Origin of the sequence: Okibacterium sp. HSC-33S16 (assembly GCF_024171565.1) — a bacterium.
Classification (GTDB): domain Bacteria; phylum Actinomycetota; class Actinomycetes; order Actinomycetales; family Microbacteriaceae; genus Mycetocola_A.
This window is the reverse complement of record NZ_JALJZZ010000002.1, coordinates 180,553-199,016: the sequence shown is the minus strand read 5'-3', so window position 1 is coordinate 199,016 and position 18,464 is coordinate 180,553. Positions and strand designations below refer to the sequence as shown.

The 18,464-nt window shown below is 63.5% G+C and carries 16 protein-coding genes and 1 tRNA gene; 5 read left to right on the top strand and 12 right to left on the bottom strand.

The window, feature by feature from the left end:
* Positions 1-13: 13 nt before the first annotated feature.
* Positions 14-736, bottom strand: a complete 723-nt coding sequence (locus tag L1277_RS06080) for a hypothetical protein (protein ID WP_253375470.1) — start codon at positions 734-736, stop codon at positions 14-16.
* A 267-nt stretch (positions 737-1,003) separates the two neighbouring features.
* On the opposite strand from L1277_RS06080, the gene L1277_RS06075 reads away from it, so the two are divergent.
* A complete protein-coding gene (locus tag L1277_RS06075) occupies positions 1,004-1,579 on the top strand; it encodes a hypothetical protein (RefSeq protein ID WP_253375469.1) in 576 nt (191 codons plus the stop codon).
* 159 nt (positions 1,580-1,738) lie between these two features.
* Here the strand turns inward: L1277_RS06075 and L1277_RS06070 are convergent, their stop codons facing one another.
* The 4 genes from L1277_RS06070 to L1277_RS06055 all read right to left on the bottom strand — a co-directional run bounded on the left by L1277_RS06070 (position 1,739) and on the right by L1277_RS06055 (position 3,823).
* Complete coding sequence (locus L1277_RS06070; protein ID WP_253375468.1) at positions 1,739-1,912, bottom strand: hypothetical protein; 174 nt, start codon at positions 1,910-1,912, stop codon at positions 1,739-1,741.
* Positions 1,913-2,225: 313 nt separating this feature from the next.
* On the bottom strand, positions 2,226-2,564 hold the full coding sequence (locus tag L1277_RS06065) for a hypothetical protein (protein WP_253375467.1): 339 nt from the start codon (positions 2,562-2,564) through the stop codon (positions 2,226-2,228).
* Positions 2,565-2,686: 122 nt separating this feature from the next.
* On the bottom strand, positions 2,687-3,055 hold the full coding sequence (locus L1277_RS06060; protein ID WP_253375466.1) for an NIPSNAP family protein: 369 nt from the start codon (positions 3,053-3,055) through the stop codon (positions 2,687-2,689).
* Positions 3,056-3,082: 27 nt separating this feature from the next.
* Positions 3,083-3,823 carry an SDR family oxidoreductase gene (locus tag L1277_RS06055; protein ID WP_253375465.1) on the bottom strand — a complete coding sequence of 247 codons (741 nt, stop codon included), beginning with the start codon at positions 3,821-3,823 and terminating at the stop codon, positions 3,083-3,085.
* Positions 3,824-3,961: 138 nt separating this feature from the next.
* Between L1277_RS06055 and L1277_RS06050 the strand changes: the two genes are divergently transcribed.
* Positions 3,962-4,786 (top strand): helix-turn-helix transcriptional regulator, encoded by an 825-nt coding sequence (locus L1277_RS06050; RefSeq protein WP_253375464.1) that lies wholly within the window; start codon positions 3,962-3,964, stop codon positions 4,784-4,786.
* Positions 4,787-4,836: 50 nt separating this feature from the next.
* On the opposite strand, the gene L1277_RS06045 is transcribed toward L1277_RS06050, so the two are convergent.
* Positions 4,837-5,814, bottom strand: a complete 978-nt coding sequence (locus L1277_RS06045) for an NAD(P)H-quinone oxidoreductase (RefSeq protein ID WP_253375463.1) — start codon at positions 5,812-5,814, stop codon at positions 4,837-4,839.
* A 188-nt stretch (positions 5,815-6,002) separates the two neighbouring features.
* Between L1277_RS06045 and arr the strand changes: the two genes are divergently transcribed.
* Positions 6,003-6,428: an NAD(+)--rifampin ADP-ribosyltransferase gene (gene arr, locus L1277_RS06040; RefSeq protein WP_253375462.1), complete on the top strand. Its 426-nt coding sequence runs from the start codon at positions 6,003-6,005 to the stop codon at positions 6,426-6,428.
* A 28-nt stretch (positions 6,429-6,456) separates the two neighbouring features.
* Here the strand turns inward: arr and L1277_RS06035 are convergent, their stop codons facing one another.
* A complete protein-coding gene (locus L1277_RS06035; protein ID WP_253375461.1) occupies positions 6,457-6,822 on the bottom strand; it encodes an SdpI family protein in 366 nt (121 codons plus the stop codon).
* Positions 6,823-7,204: 382 nt separating this feature from the next.
* Here L1277_RS06035 and L1277_RS06030 point away from each other — a divergent pair.
* Positions 7,205-7,278: transfer RNA gene (locus L1277_RS06030), tRNA-Met, on the top strand.
* A gap of 933 nt (positions 7,279-8,211) precedes the next feature.
* Here the strand turns inward: L1277_RS06030 and L1277_RS06025 are convergent.
* The 5 genes from L1277_RS06025 to L1277_RS06005 form a co-directional block, all read right to left on the bottom strand.
* Positions 8,212-9,138, bottom strand: a complete 927-nt coding sequence (locus L1277_RS06025; RefSeq protein WP_253375460.1) for an NAD-dependent epimerase/dehydratase family protein — start codon at positions 9,136-9,138, stop codon at positions 8,212-8,214.
* Between the two features lie 8 nt (positions 9,139-9,146).
* Positions 9,147-9,782, bottom strand: coding sequence for a MerR family transcriptional regulator (locus L1277_RS06020; protein ID WP_253375459.1), 636 nt, complete (start codon positions 9,780-9,782; stop codon positions 9,147-9,149).
* 62 nt (positions 9,783-9,844) lie between these two features.
* Entirely contained in the window at positions 9,845-10,765 is a 921-nt protein-coding gene (locus tag L1277_RS06015) for a cation diffusion facilitator family transporter (RefSeq protein ID WP_253375458.1), read from the bottom strand.
* A 46-nt stretch (positions 10,766-10,811) separates the two neighbouring features.
* Positions 10,812-11,951: a glycosyltransferase family 2 protein gene (locus tag L1277_RS06010; RefSeq protein WP_253375457.1), complete on the bottom strand. Its 1,140-nt coding sequence runs from the start codon at positions 11,949-11,951 to the stop codon at positions 10,812-10,814.
* A 354-nt stretch (positions 11,952-12,305) separates the two neighbouring features.
* Positions 12,306-17,348, bottom strand: a complete 5,043-nt coding sequence (locus L1277_RS06005; protein ID WP_253375456.1) for a lamin tail domain-containing protein — start codon at positions 17,346-17,348, stop codon at positions 12,306-12,308.
* Positions 17,349-17,530: 182 nt separating this feature from the next.
* Here L1277_RS06005 and L1277_RS06000 point away from each other — a divergent pair, with 182 nt between their 5' ends.
* Entirely contained in the window at positions 17,531-18,460 is a 930-nt protein-coding gene (locus L1277_RS06000) for an isoprenylcysteine carboxylmethyltransferase family protein (protein ID WP_253375455.1), read from the top strand.
* Positions 18,461-18,464 lie beyond the last annotated feature (4 nt).

Sequence of the window (18,464 nt, the reverse complement as noted above, 5' to 3'; positions counted from 1 at the left end):
CACACACCATTCGTTAACCGACTTTGATCCAATCCTGACACGACGACGATTCGAAGATCTCGCCCGCACGAAGAGTCACGGTGGCAGCACCGTTAACGATGTTGTTGTCAACGATGTCTGAATCACTCCCCGTCCCCGTCTTCCACGCGTAGTAACAACCAACAGAATTCGATCCATCGCCGCCCTGTGTCGTGTACGTTCCAGGCTGCACGGTCGTGCCAACGACACGCACACCGTCTCCGAACGTGGAGGCTTCGACCTGCTTCTCCTTTGCGTCGATTGCTGTTTCTCGGGCTTGAACGGCGGTCTCCCGTTCAACAACAAGCTTCTCGCGAGCGTCTAATCCGGTCTGGCGATCAGCAACGACTCGTTCGCGACTCTCAATAGTGTCAACTTCCTTTTCGAGATCAGTAACCATTCCATTCGCGGCGTAAAGGTCCTCTTTCGCTTCGGTCAGGCTTTCCTCGAGCTTCTCTGACGTGGCGAGACGATCAGCTGCCACCTGTTGGCTGGATGCGTTGAGGGCAAACCCCACAATGGACGCGACCAACAGAAGGACCGTCGCACCGCTGAGCACGAACAGCCCTTTTCTGGCCCATGGCGGAAGAGCTCCCAACCTCAGACGTGTGGACGCGAGACGCGAGGAATTCGGTTCCACGACGACGCTGTGTTCGGAGCCGAGATCAAGAGCCAACTCTGAGTGCTCGACTTCTGTGTCGTGTTCGTTGCCCATCATTTTCCTTTGCTTATGCGGAAGGCTATCTGCCCTACATTGGTCGGTCGAGACTCCAACACGGGGGTAATGGTTCCACGGCCTGTAATGGCTCTGAACTTCACACGCGTCGCTGGGGTGCTCGAGGGCTGCCCAATGCGGGGGCTACCGAGCGGAGTGAGCGGTCGACACTCGGAGGCTTCAGCGACGGGCCCCAACCCAGCGGCTGGGGCCCGTCATCAGGGATTCAACGGCTTCGGCGCCGACGGGGGCCCATGGAAGACTTGCCCTATGCCTGCCCCCACCTTCCAATACCTCCCGCAGTTCTACGTGACGCAGCGGATCACCATGATGGTGAACCGCTACGAGATTCGCGAGGTGAACCCGGACGGTTCAGAGGGGCGGATGTTCGCGCTCGCCCAGCAGAAACGCCTCGCCATGCGCGAGCAGGTTACGTTTTTCGCCGATGAAGGCAAGACGCAGCCGCTGTTCGGTTTCAGGGCTAGGCAAGCGCTCGATCTCGCTGCGTCATACGACATAACCGCCGCCGACGGGACCGTTCTCGGCTCGTTCCAGAAGGACTTCGGCGCCAGCTTGCTCCGCTCCTCCTTCCACCTCCACGCTCCGGGGCTCGAGGCGTACGGCCAGGAACGCAACCAAGCGGTTGCCCTCATTCGCCGGTTTGTCGATATCCCGGTGGCGTTCCACTTCGACTTCACCGATCGTGCAACCGGCGCTCCGGTGCTAACCAGCGAACGCCAGTTCAGCCTCCGCGACCGGTACACGGTCACCGTGCCGGACCAGCGCGTTGACTTCCGCCTGGCCGCATCGGTCGCAGTGGGCATGGACGCACTGATGCAGCGCTGACCCGCTGAGCCGCAGACAGATCAACGCCGCTGGAGTGCTGAACACGATCAGGCCATGCCCCGCACACCGGCGTTCAGGCCACCTCAGCGCGTCATGACTACGTTGAACGCGGCCAACTAATGGCACTGGAGGAAAGCCGCGGACAGGAGGCGAATCGCCCTATGCGCTCCGCAATGCATCGGAAAGGCGACGCTCAGCCTTGGCCCCGAAGCGCTTGGCATAAGTCGCCCGCAGTTGTGCGAGTTGCGCGCGTTCGCGATCGCTAATCGGTTCGGCTTTACCCGCTTCTATTCGGCGCTGGAGAGCACTGGGCTTGTTTTCTTTTTGAACCACTGGGACCTCCTATATCCATTCTGCGCTGGACAGTTGACTTCGTCCACATCGAGATCGTCCGGAATATTCACTATGACCGCATATCGCCGCATTCGACGAATTGGCTGGCGATGTCACTCGTCGGGCCACGAGCGCCCGCCGAGTGAAGTTGCTGTGGGCGCTGGCCGCCATTGTCTTACCGATTGCTGCGGTCTGGTCGGGAATCGCCGTGATCCTCCGTCCGTTACTGCCGTAGCCGTTCGTTGCGCGGTTAACGCACAACGTGGCATCCGCTCTCTACATATAAGGAGCGGATGCCACGGGGCCGGCAGATCTAGCGGGGCTGCGCGGGGTTCGTGGGGTCGCCGTGCGACGGCGGGTTGATCGGGGGCGCGTCGGTCGATGGTCCGGCAAGCGGTGCGTCTGCACCCGTGCGCACCTCGGGCATGGAGGTGGAGAGGGTTCCGCTGGGCTCGGCTCCGTTGTTCAGCGCCTCGATACGGTGCTCGAGCACCTGAGTCACGGGCAGGCGGTTGCCGTGCGCCTTCTCGTAGTCGAGCAACGCGGTGACACCCGTGACGTCGAGCGGGGCGATGCGCTGGGGCAGCGTGCCGAGCGGGATGTGGTCGAACTCGGGCAGCGGCAGGTCACTGTGTGAAAGCGATTCGGTCATCGGTTGTCCTCCCTCGTGATTTCCTGTGTTGCCCATTCAAAGGGTCGGCAATGAGACCCGCAAGGTGTTGACAGGTTGACGTTCGCCGGACTTAATGACCGCGCCGCGTGGCATCCGCTCGCTTAGATCGACCAGGTGAACGCCGTGTTTTCATCGGTGCTCGCCACAGGCAGTGATCGAATCGGCGAGAAGCCCGTCGGGTACATGATCTTGTTTTCCATGGTGCGGATCATGGGCTTGATGACGGCCATGCACTCTTGCCACTGCGGGTGGTCGGCCAGGAGCGCCCGACGTTCGCGGCGCTGCTCGAGGTTCTCGTATGCCCAGAAGTGCGTGAGTTGATTCTGCACACCGAACTCGGTGACGAAGTAGCCGAGGAATCCGCCGAGGATCTCCTTCTGAATGGGTAGCCCCACATTTTCGTAAGCCGCCATGTAATCGGCGAGACGAACCTCGCTGTGCAGGACGTATGTGCGCTCTTCAACCAGCATGTGACTCCTTCAGATCTGGCCCCAACCCTACTGGCCGAAGAGGGACGCGAGCGATTGCGAACGGGCTTCAAGAAGCTCAGCGAATGTGCCGTCACGCTCTGCCCAGCGAAGCCGGTTCGCGGCCGAAACGACGATCTCGTTCGGGGTTGGTGTGGCCGTCAACAGGTCGATCACCTCGTCCAGAAAGCCCTCGAGCGGCAGCGCCGCCGGGTTGACTTTCTCTTGACCCGCCGTTGCCACGGCGGGCGGAACGAGCTCGGTCACGCGAACCCCTGCCCCGGCAAGTTGCGCGCGTAGGGACTCGGTATATGCGTGCACGCCCGCTTTCGAAGCGCCATAGCTAGGCATCGGCGGGAACGGCATGAAGGCGATCCCTGACGTGACGGTGATGATGTCGGCGTCGCCGAGACGAATCAGATGTGGAGTGAACGCGTCGATCACGCGAATAGTGCCGAGGAGGTTCACGGTGATGGTGGTCTCCGCCTCAGCGAAATGGGCCGGGTCGCGGAGGTCCTCCATCAGCATGATGCCCGACATCGTCACGACGACGTCCAATTCCGGGTGGGTAGCGAGGACATGGTCACGCGCCCGCGCAACCGAGTCCGCGTCGGTGACGTCGATCTCGACGGTCTCTAGGTCGTCGATTTTGCCAGTGTTGCGCCCTCCGACGATTACGGTGCTGCCGGCCGCAGCGAAACGCCGAGCCAAACCGAGACCGATGCCTGAGGTGCCGCCAACGATGAGGACGGTGCGATTGCGGATGTTCATGAGTGTCTTCTTTTCTCTGTTTCGATGATTGGTACACCGAAATGTTCGCTGTGGCGGCCACGGTGAGGAAGGTCCCCGTCGATCCGGGGAGTGACAGGGCCCCCTCTTGTCGCGCACAGCGTAGGTAGGGTGAGGGCTATGGATGGTGGAGGCGAGTCGAACCGACTCGGTGAGTACCTGCGAGCGCGACGCGGGTTGGTGTCGCCGGAGCAATTCGGTATTCCCGCGGGTTCGAACCGTCGCGTCTCGGGGCTGCGGCGAGAAGAAGTCGCACTGCTCGCGGGGATCAGCGGTGACTACTACTTGCGGCTTGAGCGTGGGCGTGATCACAACCCGTCGCCACAGGTGTTGGACGCGCTGGCTCGAGTGCTACAACTCGACGAGGTGGAGTCCGAATACCTTCACGGTCTGGCAAACCCACGTCGGCGGGTGCAGCGCCGGCCGCGGATGGAACGGGTGCCAGATCGGTTGCACCACCTTTTGGCAGCGCTCGACCTGCCTGCATTTGTAGAGGGCAGATACTTCGATGTCCTCGCGTCAAACTCGCTCGCCCTGGCATTCTCACCTCGCCTTGCGCCGGGCGAGAATCGGCTGCGGTCGCTTCTGCTGGATCCGGCCGAGCGCGAGTTTCACGACAGTTGGGAAGCGGCGGTGACCAGCTTTGTGGCTCTCGCGCGGCAGACCCTTGGCGAGGACATCAGCGATCCACGCGCGGTCGAACTCGTCGGCGAGCTCTCGCTATCGAGCGCACGTTTTCGGACTTTGTGGGCGCGCCAGGACGTTCGACCACTCGAAGGTGGGACGACGACCGTTCACCACCCTCTTGTCGGCACTCTGCACCTTCACCGCGAAAAGTTGCCCGTCGACGACGTCATTCTCGTCATCTACTACCCCGATGAGAAGAGTGACGCGGCGGAAAAACTTCGCCTGCTCGGATCGCTGGCCGAACCGGCGGTTGGATAGAGAAGGGAACCGCAACGCGCCCCGTGGCATCCGTTTGATTGATTAATTCGTTAGATCGTCAGGAGGATCTTGCCGGTGTGGTTTCCGGAATCGAAGTGCTGGTGCGCCGCGGCGACCTGCTCGAGCGGGTAGCGCGCCTCGACAGCGGCGCGGACGGTTCCCACTTCGATCAGCGGCCAGACGTGCTGGGCAACCTCGGAAACGATGAGCGCCTTCTCGGCAGCCGGACGAGCACGAAGTGTCGTCCCGGCGACGCTCTGACGGTGTGACATCAGGTAGCCGAGGTCGAGTTCGGCTTTGGCTCCGCCCTGCAATCCGATGATGACGAGGCGGCCGCCGAGCGCGAGGGAGCGGATGTTGCGGTCAAGGTATTTCGCGCCAATCACGTCGAGGATGACGTCCGCGCCATGCCCGTCGGAGATCTCGCGGATGCGTTCGACGAAGTCTTCGTCGCGGTAGTTGATGCCGGCTTCGGCTCCGAAGGTGCGGCAGTAGTCGAGCTTCTCGGCGCTGCCCGCCGTGACGACGGGGTGGGCGCCGAACGCGGCGACGAGTTGGGTTGCCATCGTGCCGATGCCACCGGCACCGCCGTGGATGAGGACCCAGTCACCGTGGCTAACGTGGGCGTTCATGAAGAGGTTGGACCAGACGGTGCTCGTGACTTCGGGCAGGGCCGCGGCGTCGATCAGCGTGGTGTTCGCCGGGACGGGAAGCACCTGGCCAGTCGGGACGGCGACGTACTCGGCGTATCCGCCACCGGCGAGGAGGGCACAGACCTCGGCGCCCAACTTGAACCCGGTGACGCCGTCGCCGAGGGCTTCGATCGTGCCGGACACCTCCAGCCCGGGGATGTCGGAGGCACCGGGAGGCGGTGGGTAGACGCCCAGCCGCTGTTGCACGTCAGCGCGGTTGAGTCCGGCGGCGGCGACTCGAATCTGTACTTCGCCCGCGGCCGGTTCAGGTCGTGGGCGGTCCACGACACGCATAATCTCGGGCCCGCCTGCGCCCTGATACTCGATGACCCTCATAGTTTCTCCCACTGAACGTCCCTCCGATGCGGCGTCGATCGTATGCGCCGTTCCTCCTCCATGGTCACACGCATATCGGTGGGCAGCACGGGGGTTGATCGATCCAGCCGTTCGCATCAGGCCGCGCTCTAGTGTCGAGCCGTCCCGCCGGTTACGATTCTGAATCGAGTCGGATGGAGGCGTCGAGTATGAGTCCGCTGAAGCCTTTTGAGGTGCACGAGTCGGGAGCGATGCTCCACGGAACCAAAGCCGATTTGACCGTGGGTGATCTTCTTGTTCCCGGACGGCAGTCAAACTACGGCGGCGGGCGCACGGCGAACCACGTCTACATGACGAAGACGCTCGACGCCGCGGCCTGGGGCGCCGAACTGGCGGCGGGCGACGGACCCGGTCGTATCTACCTCGTGGAGCCGACGGGTGAAATCGAGGATGACCCGAACGTGACGGACAAGAGGTTTCCCGGCAACCCGACGCGGTCGTTCCGTACCAAGGACCCGGTCAAGGTGGTCGGTGAGCTCATCGATTGGGCGGGCCACACGGCCGATCAGATCCAGTCCATGCGGGATGGGCTTGCGAAGCTGGAGCGGGAAGGCAAGAACGTCATCTACGACTGACGCGCGGGCTAGAGACGCGACTGGATTCTCAGTTCTCGGAGCTCAGACCCCGGGCCGCTCGGGCACCAACCGCCGCACCGATCAGCACCAAAACCATCATCGCGATCGACCCGACCAAGATCGAGACAACCGCAACTCCAAAGGGAACAGGAAGTATCGCCGGAATCACACTGGCGAAGGCACACCAGGCCCCGAGTGTCGTATGGCGCTCTGCAGCCCGGTGAGCGACCAGCCAGGCCTCGTCGCTGGCCATAGTCGCCGGAATCCGAATGCCTGCGATCGGGTTCCGACCAATTCGTGCGCTCGCTGTGGCGCGTGCCACCGCCAGCACGACGGTTCCGCCGGCGATCAGGATGAGCGCCATGACGACCCGACCGACAAGCTCCTCGTCCATCTGGCCAGCCTAGCCATGTTGAGCGGTCCAGCCTGTGCCGTCAGCGCAGATGCCGCAGAGCTACGGCAACCTTTCTGCCCGGGAGCAGCAGCCTGTCCCGCGTCGAGTAGGTGCCTGTGGCCTGGTAGACGGCACCTGCTGTCGTTCGACTCAGCGCCCATGCTGGCGCGCTGAGTCAGTCCCGTGACGAAGGCCTGCCGTCATCAAGAAGAGGCGAAGGTTGACGCCCGACGTCTGTGACGACATCCGGCGTAAGACGGCGACACATCTCTTGCGTGGGGCAAACTCAGTTCATAGCCTCGTTGTGAGTCGCGGTGCCGAAGGGTACGGAAACGGTCCGCACAACCGTTCAAACGGGTTCGACTCCCGTCATCGCGTCCACCGCGGCGTACCCAAGTGGTCCAAGGGAACGGACTCATAACCCGTTATTCGCAAGTTCGAATCTTGCCGTCGCGTCGGTCTGGACCGGCGTCCGCAACGCCGCAACAACGACTGCGATTGCCGCGATCGCACCGCAGCAGATCAATGCCCACCCGGCGACCAGTATCGCCCCGGATGGCCGCATGACCGATTCGCCCAGTGCTGCTTGGAGCGTGAGGAGGACGGTCGCCGCGGCGTACACGACCGCGGCGACGACGGTGAGCCGGAGCTGCAGGGACGCGGCAGACAGATGAGTAACGCGGCGCGCCACTAGTTGGAGCGTCAACGCGATGAGCGGCAGAACCTGCAACGCGTGCATGCCGACAAAGTGCGCGACACGGTAGTCGCCCGCCGTAGTGCTCCAGCCGAGAATCGGGACGCCGGGTCCTCCGTCGTCGACGCCGACGGAATGAGCACCATAGATTCCGGTCGGCGCCGTGATTTGCGCCGACGTCGGTGCCGTCATTAAGAACGCGATACCGATTCCAAACAGCGCGATGATCGCTCCCGCACGCACCGCGAAGGTGATTGCTGGCGAAGGGAGACGGAGGAAAAAGACTGCGGCTGACGTGATGAAGGTACAGAGGTACATGACTGTGATCGAGACAGCCATGGTGGCCCAGACGATCGCGTGCGGGCCGGTGGAGACGTTGAAGTGACTGGTCGTTCCGGTTGCCGCCGCCCACACAATGAGCACTTGCTCAGTGAGCAGGGTGACGGCGATCACAGTGCCGAGCCCGCGCGCGAACCGCCGCCACCGCGGAAGGTGGGCGATGAGCCATGCCCACGTAACCGTATAGAGAAGGATCGATAAGCAGAATTTCAACGGTTTCGCCCATGCGGGCGCACCGAGTATTTCACGGGGATCAAAAGTGATGGCTGCGGCGCACAGCGCCGCACACAGAATCATGAACGCGGCGACCGTCATGAGAGGCGGATGCCACGCGAAGGCGCGGCGAAGGGCGGCAGTCATCGAAATGGTGACGGAGTGTTGGACAACACCGCCGCGATGCCGTCCGCTGTCGGCGTGGGGTGGATACCGAAAGTTCCTTCAAATAGCTGCGAGTCGAATAGGTACGGCGACGTGTACTGATAATCCATCTCGAGCGTCTCGCGTGCGGAGCCGTTGAAGAGCGCTCCGATCCGCATGGTGGTCGAGCTCATCACCGACATCCTGGCCTCATCGTCCGCGGCGAGCATGAGGTATTCGCGACCGGTGAGCGCGGGAGCGGTGGGGAGGTGCCAGGTCTGTCCTCGTGCGCGATCATCGGTACCGAGAATGGTGAGAGCGTTGCCGATGTCTGGCGTGTAGGAGAGCGAATGCGGCTGATCGGCGTCGTAGAGCCAGGTGGCGGTTTTACCCGCCGCAATTTTGTCGAGGGCGAAGGTATTGAAGACACTTGTCGACGCTCCGGGACCGTAAAAGTCGGCACTGCGTCCGATCGTCACGGTGAGCCCCCGCGTCACCCCTTCGGTCAGGAGGTGGAGCGCGGCTGCACGCGCACGCCCCTTTCTACTTGACGGCAGAATCGGGGTGCTCTCGGTCATCGAGCCGGTGACGCGCCCGTAGGCGTACACATTGTCGAAGTAGACCAAGTGTGTGCCGTGCTGAAGCGCGGCATGAATGGTATTACGCAGAATGACGGGCCACTGCTCTGCCCAGACCCGCGAGGAGTACGGCAGTCCGGCGACCAGATAGGCGACCTTCGTGCCGTCGAGAGCTCGGGAGACGTCGGTCTGATCAAGCAGATCGGCAATGACGGAAACCGCGCCGTCGATAGAGGACGGTCGACGACCAACGGATTTCACGGGGTGGCCCTTTTTGAGGAGGCTCGTGACAGTTTCACGGCCGATGATGCCGTTGGCGCCGAGAACGACATGTGTTGCAGTTGGCATGGACGGGCTCATTTCGGGCTCTGGGTGGCGAACATCTCATGGGTGGCGTCTTCGTGCGCCACGCGGCGCAGTCCGGCAAAGAGCGGGTCGCCCAACACGGTGCCGACGACCATGAGCTCGGCGATGGCGTCTCGGCTCGTTCGCTCAGAAAGTGCACGGAGATCGGCCGCCGCGGCACTGGCTGCCGCGCTCGCATAGGCCTCAAGATAGGCATCGGGCGCGTCGAAACCGATCGCACTCAGTCCATCCAGCGCTCGAGCGGCCGCGTCAATGCCGGGGTTGTCCGCACTAAATGCCCAACCACGGGATACGACGATCGCCGCGACGCGAGCCCGCGCGGACTCGCTCGGCTCAGACTCTTTGGTACGGGGCGTGCTCATGGCGTGCTGTGCGACCTCGAAGGTCTCCGAGAGAGGCGCATCGCTGGCATCCAGCGCGGAGATGACGTCTTTCGCGGCCGCAATCGACAGCCCACCGGTCTCCAATAGCGCGCGAATCAGCCGAACGCGCTGTACGTGCTCCCCGCTATACGCAACTTGGTTGGGAGCCGTCCGTTCTCCGGCCGGCAAGAGCCCCTCTCGCTGGTAGTACTTCACAGCGGACAGAGCAACGCCAGCATGATTGGCTAGTTCGGATATTCGCACTATCGGATAGTAGCACTATCCGATAGTGACGAGTCAAGGGGTGAGTCGGTTTTGCCGACCCACTACTCGGCGGGCGCGAACTCCAGCGATGCCTCGTCATTCACTGAGAGCGACAGAATCGCCGTTTCGATACCGTCGTGCTCCTCGATCGACCGCTCGATCCGTCGCAGGCGCTCGGCAACCGTCGACTCCGCCGCATCACCCGCGAGATCGACCGCCGCGACCAGGTAAAGCCGCTCTGGACCGATGAACTCGAGGTGCAGATACGTCACCCGCTCAATATCCGGCGAGTTCAGGAGGGCGTGCCCGACCGCGTTCCGCAGGGCTGGCGTCGAGTTCGCGCCGACCAGAAACCGACGGCTCTGGTTGATGAGGATCAACGCCACGATGCCAAGCAGCACGCCGATCAGAATCGAACCGATCGCGTCATAAATCGCATCCCCGGTCACCTGATGCGTGAAGATGCTCACGGCCGCGATCACCAGACCGGTGAGCGCCGCGAAATCCTCGAGAAACACGGCCCGCAGCGTCGCATTCGAACTCGTCAGCACAAACCGAACGGTCGACAGTTCACGCTTGCGCGCACTCGCCCGCGACTGCCGCAACGCCTGGGTGAACGATATCCCCTCGAGCACAAACGACACCGCAAGGACGATGTATGCAATCGCGGGAGACTCCACCGGCTCCGGATTGGTCAGCTCCGAAACGCCATGCATCACCGACACAACAGCACCGGCCGTGAAGATACCCACCGCCGCAAAGAGTGACCACACCCACGCTTCGCGTCCATACCCGAGCGGATGTCTGTCGTCTTTTTCCTTGGACGACCTGCGATCCGCAATCAGCAGGAAGATTTCGTTTCCGGCGTCCGCCCAGGAGTGGGCGGCTTCCGCCACCATGGACGCCGACCCGGTCAGGAATGCGGCCACGGATTTGGCCACCGCGACGAGGACGTTCGCGACGAACGCGATGATGACGGTCACAAAGGGCTCCCCTCACAAAGCTGAGGTCAGACTACGCTCGGTGACGTCAGGGCGAACCGGGCTTGCGTGACCGCGCGACCCCGGTCAATCGCGTCCCGCGCCCAAAAGATGTGGGCGCCTCAGAGTCGCCCCGCCCCAGCCTCTGCCGCAGCGCGGCCGTCGAATTAGCCGCCTTTTTCAGGCGAGATTTGCCGTATTTCGCTCCCCCAAGCATCCGCTCGCCAACGGCAAGCCACACGCAGATCGCACGTTCCAGGAGCCAGGCCGGTGCCCACAGCGCGCTCGTTGCGGGGAAAACCCGTGAGCCGCCGGATCGTTGCCTGCCCGACTCGGCCAGGGTGAGCAACGTGGCGGCGATCGCGGCCAGGTGCTGTGGTCGGTGAATACTCCAGACAAGCAAAGGCAGGAGGGCCAACTCCACCACGAGCCGGCCGGGCTGCGCGAAGTCGTCGTATGCCTGCCGGATGCGCTGCCGGACGAAGTGAGCCGAGGGTGGCGGGATTCGCCCGACGTAGAGGTCATCGGCGCAGCGCACACGGCCTCCGCCGACGCGGACGGTACGGATCAGCTCAAGGTTCTCGAAGAGCACGTCGCCGTCATATCCGCCCAACGCAAGAACGAGATCGCGATTGACACCGAGCGTGCCCGGATAATCTGAGGCGACCGCGCGATTGAGCAGGCTGCGTGCGGTGTCCCAGCGGGCGTGCCACGGCAGGGCGGTGAAATAGTTCTGCGGGCGAACAAGGTCGGCACTGTGCAGTTCCGCAACCATTCGAATGAGCCCGCGGTGGTCGTAGCGCACGTCGTCATCGGCGAGGATCACCTTACGGTGCCGGGCCAGACGGAGACCGGTGAGCACGCCGGCGACCTTTCCATTGGAAGTGCTGGGGCCGTCGGGTTGAACATGGCGCACAAGGTCTCCCCACAACGCGTGGTGTGCCGCGAAGACAGACCCGGGTGACCCGTCGACGACCGTGACGTCGAGGTACTCCGCGATGGTGAGGAGGTAGTCGGTGAGCTCAAATACGTCGCCGGCCCGGTAATTTTTCCACTTGAGCGGGAGGACGTATTCGGCGTCCAGCCGGTCGTCATCGAGTGCACAATTCAACAGGTGGGCGAACCTGTCGTCGGGTCCGCGGTTTGTGAGAGCCACTACGGCGGGAGCGGCGTCGATACTCGTGCTCATGCCGCTACTGTCGGCGAGGGACAGGGGTAGGGTCAAGCCCCGAAAGGACTTGGCACGAACACTTGACAACGGGCCTCTACTGGGGCAGCCACTGTACTCTCGACGACTCGGCCAGCGCGTTTCCTCGGCACCGCCTGCTCGGACAGTAACGGTCAGACACTCAGCTGCCCGGACTAAAAGGGTCAAAAGCTTCGCGATTCTCCGACCAAAATCGACCGAGCAATCACCTCCGTGACCATTAGCGCCCGAGCAACGGTATGGGACCGCTCGGCCGCAGACAGGGTTCCTCGACGAGCGCGAGGCATCGTCGAGGAACCCTGTGAGGTTGGCGACCAGCTACACCAGCACGGCTCGCTAGACCCGCTGGCGTTTCCCTCGCCGCAACAGGTGCAACCCAAGCCCGGCGAGCAGGAGCGCGAGCCCACTGAGTGCGGCCGCACCACCTCCGTCGATCGGCGAGCCGGAGTGAGCCAACCCGTCGGCCGTGTTCGCCGTGCCAGAGCCCTTGCCGGGTGTTGCGCCCGACCCGATCGGTGTCGCTCCCCCATCACCGGCCGGATCCGGAATCGGCGTACCGCCACCACCTGAGCCGGGCGGTGTCGTGGGTTCCGGCTCCTCCGCCGCGGCGATCACCCTGAAGAGGCTCACGGCCGAGTAGTCGACGGCACCGAACGGGTCCGCGGTGCGTACGTACCACCCGTGCTCACCGAACTCCTCGAGCGGCCAGGTCGCCGTCAGCACAGACCCACTGGGCACATCAGCGAACGACGCGATGTCGTGAGCCGTCAAGATTTCGGCGCTGAAGGCATCCGTCGCCAAGGTTTTGGTCGCCGGGGTGATACCGAGGTCCGCGTAGGAGACCTCGAAGTCCTGGTACATGTACGGGTCCTCCACCGGGCCGAGCAGGCTGGCCTCATCGGAGTTGTACTGATCGAGCGACGGTGAATAGGTGCGCACCATCATCTGGCCGGACTCGTTGTCGAAGTGCAGCAGACGCAGGAAGCCCTGGCCGCCCTCCGGGAGCCCCTGGTAGTCGAACAGCATCGAGTGCACCTTGCGGTCAGGGGTGCCGTCACCGTTGTCGTCGAACTCATCGACCCGCGTGAACGCGTCGTGGTAGTGACCGGAGAACACCATCTTGACGTTCGGGTTGGTGGCGACGACCTCGTCCATGATGCGCTGCGGCATGGCGCCGAGCCCGCCGGTGGTCAGCATGAACTCGTGCTGGTTGACGATCGCGATGCGCTCGGGGTAGGCGGCGAGCACCTCGTTCATCCAGTCGATTTCAGCGTCGGCCGGGCCCCAGCCCATGTAGAGCATCAGAAAGTCGATGCCACCAGCGGTCATCAGGTCATAGTGGCCGCGGTTGTTCTGGTAACTGCCGCCGTACCAGGGGTTGTCGACGTAGCGGTCTTCACCGAAGTACTGGCCGTACTGGGTGTAGTCGACCTCCTTGTGCCCGACGTCGTGGTTGCCGGCGAGCACCCCGTACGGAAGACCCGCGTCGTCGAACCGCTGGTACTGCGGGTCGGCATTCGCCCACTGGTAGGGCTGCAGGCTGTCGTCGACGATGTCACCGGTGTGGAACACGTACTGCAGGTTGAGCTCTTCACGACGGTCGAGCAGGTAGTCGTGAATCGCGACCTGGTGGTCGTAGTACTCCGCGTTGTAGTACTGCGTGTCCGACTCCCACGCGAGAGTGAAGTCGTAGTCTGACCGCGGCACGTCGGCCGCGTTGTGCGGTGCCACGGCGTCGTCGCGGTCGGTCTGGTCTGCCCCAGCGAACCCTTCAGAGTGCTGCACAAGGATGCTGACGCTTCCGTCGACCGCATGGCTCGCGACATCAACGGTGCCGGTGAGCGTGAACGCCTCATCGTCGGTTGCCGTCAAGTGGCGGGTGACCTCGGTCCACGACCCGCCGTCCGCGGTGAGCGCGTAAAGGATGACCTGAGCGTTGGCGTTTGCCGTGCCCGACCAGTTGACCCGGACCGAGGCGTCGGCCCCAGCATCGGCGGGGACAGCGACGTCGAAGAGTTGGTAGGGAAACTCGGTGTCGGAGCTGACCTCGGTGGCGATGCCGTCGACGGTCTCGAGTGCGGCCACGTCACTGGCCTTCAGGGCGACCGGCTTCTCGCGGTCGGTGGCGGCGGCATCCTGTGTGGTACCGGACTGAGCCGACACGTCGCCGTCTTTCAGGTCGAGCCGGTAGCCCTCACGGAACGACACGTCGAGCACGTCACCTGTCGGGTCGTCGACCTTGGCCGACAGGCTCACGTCGCCCGCCTCGACCTGGTCGCCCTCGGCCGGGCTGATCACACCGCCGGTGGGCTGCTCTACAAAGGTGGTGAAGCTGGCCTCGAACCGGGTGAGGTTGCCCACCTTGTCGGTCGACTCGATGACGACGGCGTGGGTGCCCGCGTTGAGCGTCAACGACGAGGTCGTGTACGGCAGGGTGATCGGCATCCCGTCGAGGGTGGCCGTGTACGAACCGACCCCGGCGCCCGCGTCGCTAATCTCGGCCTCGATACGGATCTCGCCCTGGTAGGCCGTTCCGTCAACGATCGACGAGGTGACCGCTGGGGCCGTGTTGTCGACGATCACTGTGCGGCTGAGTGTGGCCGCGCCATTCGTCGCCGACACAACGTGCTCGCCGTCGGTGGCGTCCGCGGTGTTCCACACGATCGACTCGCCCGTGAAGGCGTCAGTCGGCAGTGTGAAGCGCGCGTCGTAGAAGTCAAGCTTGCCCGCACTGTCACCCATTTCGAGCACCGTCGCAGGGCTGTCGTATCGCGCCGGTGTGAGCGTGCGACCGTCCGGAAGGACCAGTCGCATTCCCTTCACCTGGAAGTCATCGTTGTTTTCGTTGAGGTCAATCTCCGGAGCGGCCTTGGTTCCGGCCCAGATGCTCACAACGAGTTCGTCGCCCTCAACCACGTAGTCGAGCGGCACCGGAGTGACGACCGTCTCGAAGCCCGACGGGATGCCGTCGTCGAAGATGGTCAGCACGTCGTCGCCGATGCGCACACCGTTCTGGAAGAAGGTGTTGACGCTGCCCGCTTCGAACACGAAGGTCGGTGCGCTCTCCAGGCTCGGGCTGCCCTCGATCGGGGTGCCGTCGATGCTCAGCTCGAGATCGCTCGGGTAGTCGTCGCCCGCCGCGATCACCGTGGGGTCGCCGCCCACATACTGGCCGTCGGTGACATTCAGCCGAATCGGGTCGGTGTTCACACCGTCGACCGCCACACGGCGCGTCTCTGTGGTCGTGATGTTCGAGCCGTCACGCGCGGTGACCGTGTACTCGTACCACTTCTTGCCAATCAGGTCGGCGGCGTTCACCACGGAGCGGTACATCCCATCAGCACCGCTCACAAGATTGATCGAACGGATGCCGTCATCCACGTTGTTCGACAGCTCCAGTTTCACCGTGCGCACCTGCACGTTGTCGTTCACGTCCAACTCGATCGTGAAGTTCGCGGCTGGGTCGATGGTCGTGGCTGTGCGGTCGGTGATCACCGGTGCGGTCGTGTCGACCGGGTCAATCATGAGTCCGGCCGGAACCTGGTCTTCTTGAATCGTGCCGGGTGTTGCTGCGGCGAGTCCAAGCATCCGCTGAAGACCAAGATCTTCGGGTGTGACCGCGTACCGGATGCCCTGGTCTGCGACAGTGTCGTCGGTTGCGCCCATGTTGAAGTAGGCGCGGCTCACACTGAAGCCGGTGTTGGTTCTCACTTCGATGCCGCGAGCGCCGGAGTTCGCCATGCCAGCGGAGGTGATCTCCACGAGGTCCGTGCCGAGCTCGAGGTCGGCGCCGAACTGAGCGTTGAATGCGTCAGCACCCAGCTGGGCATTCGAGCTGTTTTTGATCCAGAACACGAGGGTGGTGCCCGGCTTGATCACAACGTCATCGGGTTGCGCTGGCCAGAGCACCTCGTTGCTGTTCGACGTGGCGTCGATGGGATAGAGGTAGTTGATCGTGTAGTCACTGAAGTCGATCGGCTCGCTCGTGGCGTTGTACAGCTCGATGAACTCAAAGCCGTCTGCGGCGCCGACGTTGGTCGAGTCGGGCAGCAGCTCAGTGACCTGCAGGCGAGCGGTGGTGAGCGACGGGTCGGGCTTCGGGCTCCAGCCGGGTGTCGGCTCGGGCTCAGGCGCGGTGAGCGCCTCATCTTTCACGACACCGGGGGTCGCCGCGGCCGTTTCGAGGAGGGACAGCCCGTTTTCGGCGATGTCGCCGGGAATCCGGAACTGTGCGGTGGTCGTGGTGGAGACCGACTCGACCGGGTAGTGCGACCAGCTCACGTTCTCCACGCCGGCCGGTGTGGTCTGAACAACGCGGATACCGCGGGCGCTGGTGTTGGCCATGCCGTTCTGGCCGGTGATGCGCGCAACCTGAGTTCCGGCGGGCACGGCCCACTGGGTGCGGAAGTCAGCCTCGGTCTTCGCAAACGAGTCGACGTTGCCGTCGGTGTAGCTGAGCCAGTAGAGCACGGTCTCGCCGGCGCCGATCACCAGGTTGGTCTCAGCGGTGAGTGCCTTGTCGCCGGTCAGATCGTCAGAGGCCACCGGTCCGTAGGCAAAACTGTAGCCTTCGGCCGCCAGGTCAATTGGCAGATTCGTGGTGTTATGCACCTCGAAGAACTCAAAGTTGTCGAACCCGACGTGGTCGGGAGCGATCTCGGTCACGATGAGTGGCCAGTTCGCGGCCGGACCGGGCGCAGGCACCGGGTCGGGCTCGGGTGTCGGTCGCACGAACGCGGCCGGGTCAACGACGCCCGGGCTCAACGCGGCGTTCGGGGCCAAGACGTCCATTCCCAGGTCAGCGCTATCGGCCGGCAGACGGAAGTGCGTCGCCTGGCCCTGCCCCATCGACCCGACCGGATAGTGCGACCACGACACAATGCCGTTGGTGTCGAGAATTCGGATGCCCCGATCGCCACCGTTGGCCATGCCAGCCTGTCCGGTCACGCGCACCACGTTTGTCGCGGCATCCGCTCCCACGGCGTCGCGGAAACCGTCGATCGTGAACTTCGTCGAGTCGATTTTCCCTGACGTATAGCTGAGCCAGAACAGAACGGTTTCGCCCGCCGCAATGCTGACATCACCGTCAACGGCGAGCGGCACATCGCGTGCGCGATCGCTCGAGTCCACGTAAGAATAGGCGAAGGTGATGCCTGCGTTCGCGAGCGGAAGAGCATCCGTCGTCGTGTTGTGCACTTCGAAGTACTCGAAGTTATCGTCGCCCGGGTTGTCCGCGACGATCTCGGTGATGACCAACGGCGGAACACCGAGAGCGGGCGCTGCGGAAGCGGGAGTGGCAGCAACGAAGCCCAGGCTCAGCGCACACACGGTGGCTGTAGCGAGGACTCCGCGAATGCGCCGGGGCAGAGGCGTAGACACAGAAAGAACCTTCGTTTGAGGGGGACTCATCGAACCTAGGGAGCACGGAGTAACGGCAGGTGAACGGATGCTGTCGCGCAAGAAACCGAATCGTGTCGCGAAGGTCGTACACGAACGACGCGCACGGTGTGGGACGGTGGAGCCATGAACGATGAGCCCATGGCCCAATTGGGTTTGCGACTGTGACCGTACCGGCGTGGCTTGGGCGCGCTTACTTCGGCGTGCAGGCGATCGCTGGCGGCGTCTGGTGGATCGCCGTGTTCACAGTGCCGTGGGTGCGGGACTCGACACTCGGTGATTTGAACGCAGTCACGATCGCCATCTTGGACATCCCATTGTTTGTTGTCGCTTCCGCTGTAGCAGCCGTGGGGGCGCGAGCGGCCGCCCTCGTGAGCACCGTGTGGACCTGCGTGGTCGCGGGAGCACTCGCCATCTATGCCACTGTGACGGGTCAGGCAGGGTGGGGAGTTCTGTTGATGTTCGCCGCCGCCGCGGGATCCGTCGTCGCCCTCAGCCTTCTGAGCACTGGTCGGGTTCCCGTGGGATGGATCATTCGCGGTCCGTTCGCCTTTCGTCCCGCACGGGTTCGCCGCACGACGATAAGTCACGTCGCCGCGACGTTCGGCCAAATTTTCGTCTTCTGGGGCCTTTTCCTGGTGGTGATACCGAGCGTGATTGCCCTTCTCGAGCAGCGCTGGGACCTCGCGATCTCCTTCCCGGCCGGCACTCAGGCGGTTGGGCTGACACTCCTCGGGTGCGCCAGCGCGTTGGGCGTCTGGTCAGCAATTGTGATGTCGGCGCTCGGGCGGGGCACGCCGTTGCCCTCAGCCATGGCCAATCACTTGGTGATCGCGGGTCCCTACCGTTGGGTTCGCAATCCCATGGCCCTCGCGGGCATCAGCCAGGGTGTGGCGGTCGGACTCATTCTCGAGTCATGGCTTGTCGTCGCGTGGGCGGTCGCCGGTTCGCTCGTCTGGAACTATGTCGTTCGGCCGTTTGAGGAGACCGACCTCGAAGAACGCTTCGGTGCTGAGTTCCAGCGCTATCGAGCCGCTGTGCGGTGCTGGGTGCCTCGGCTGCCTCATTCTGAGGACGCCTCGCTTCCCGGTTAGCGGG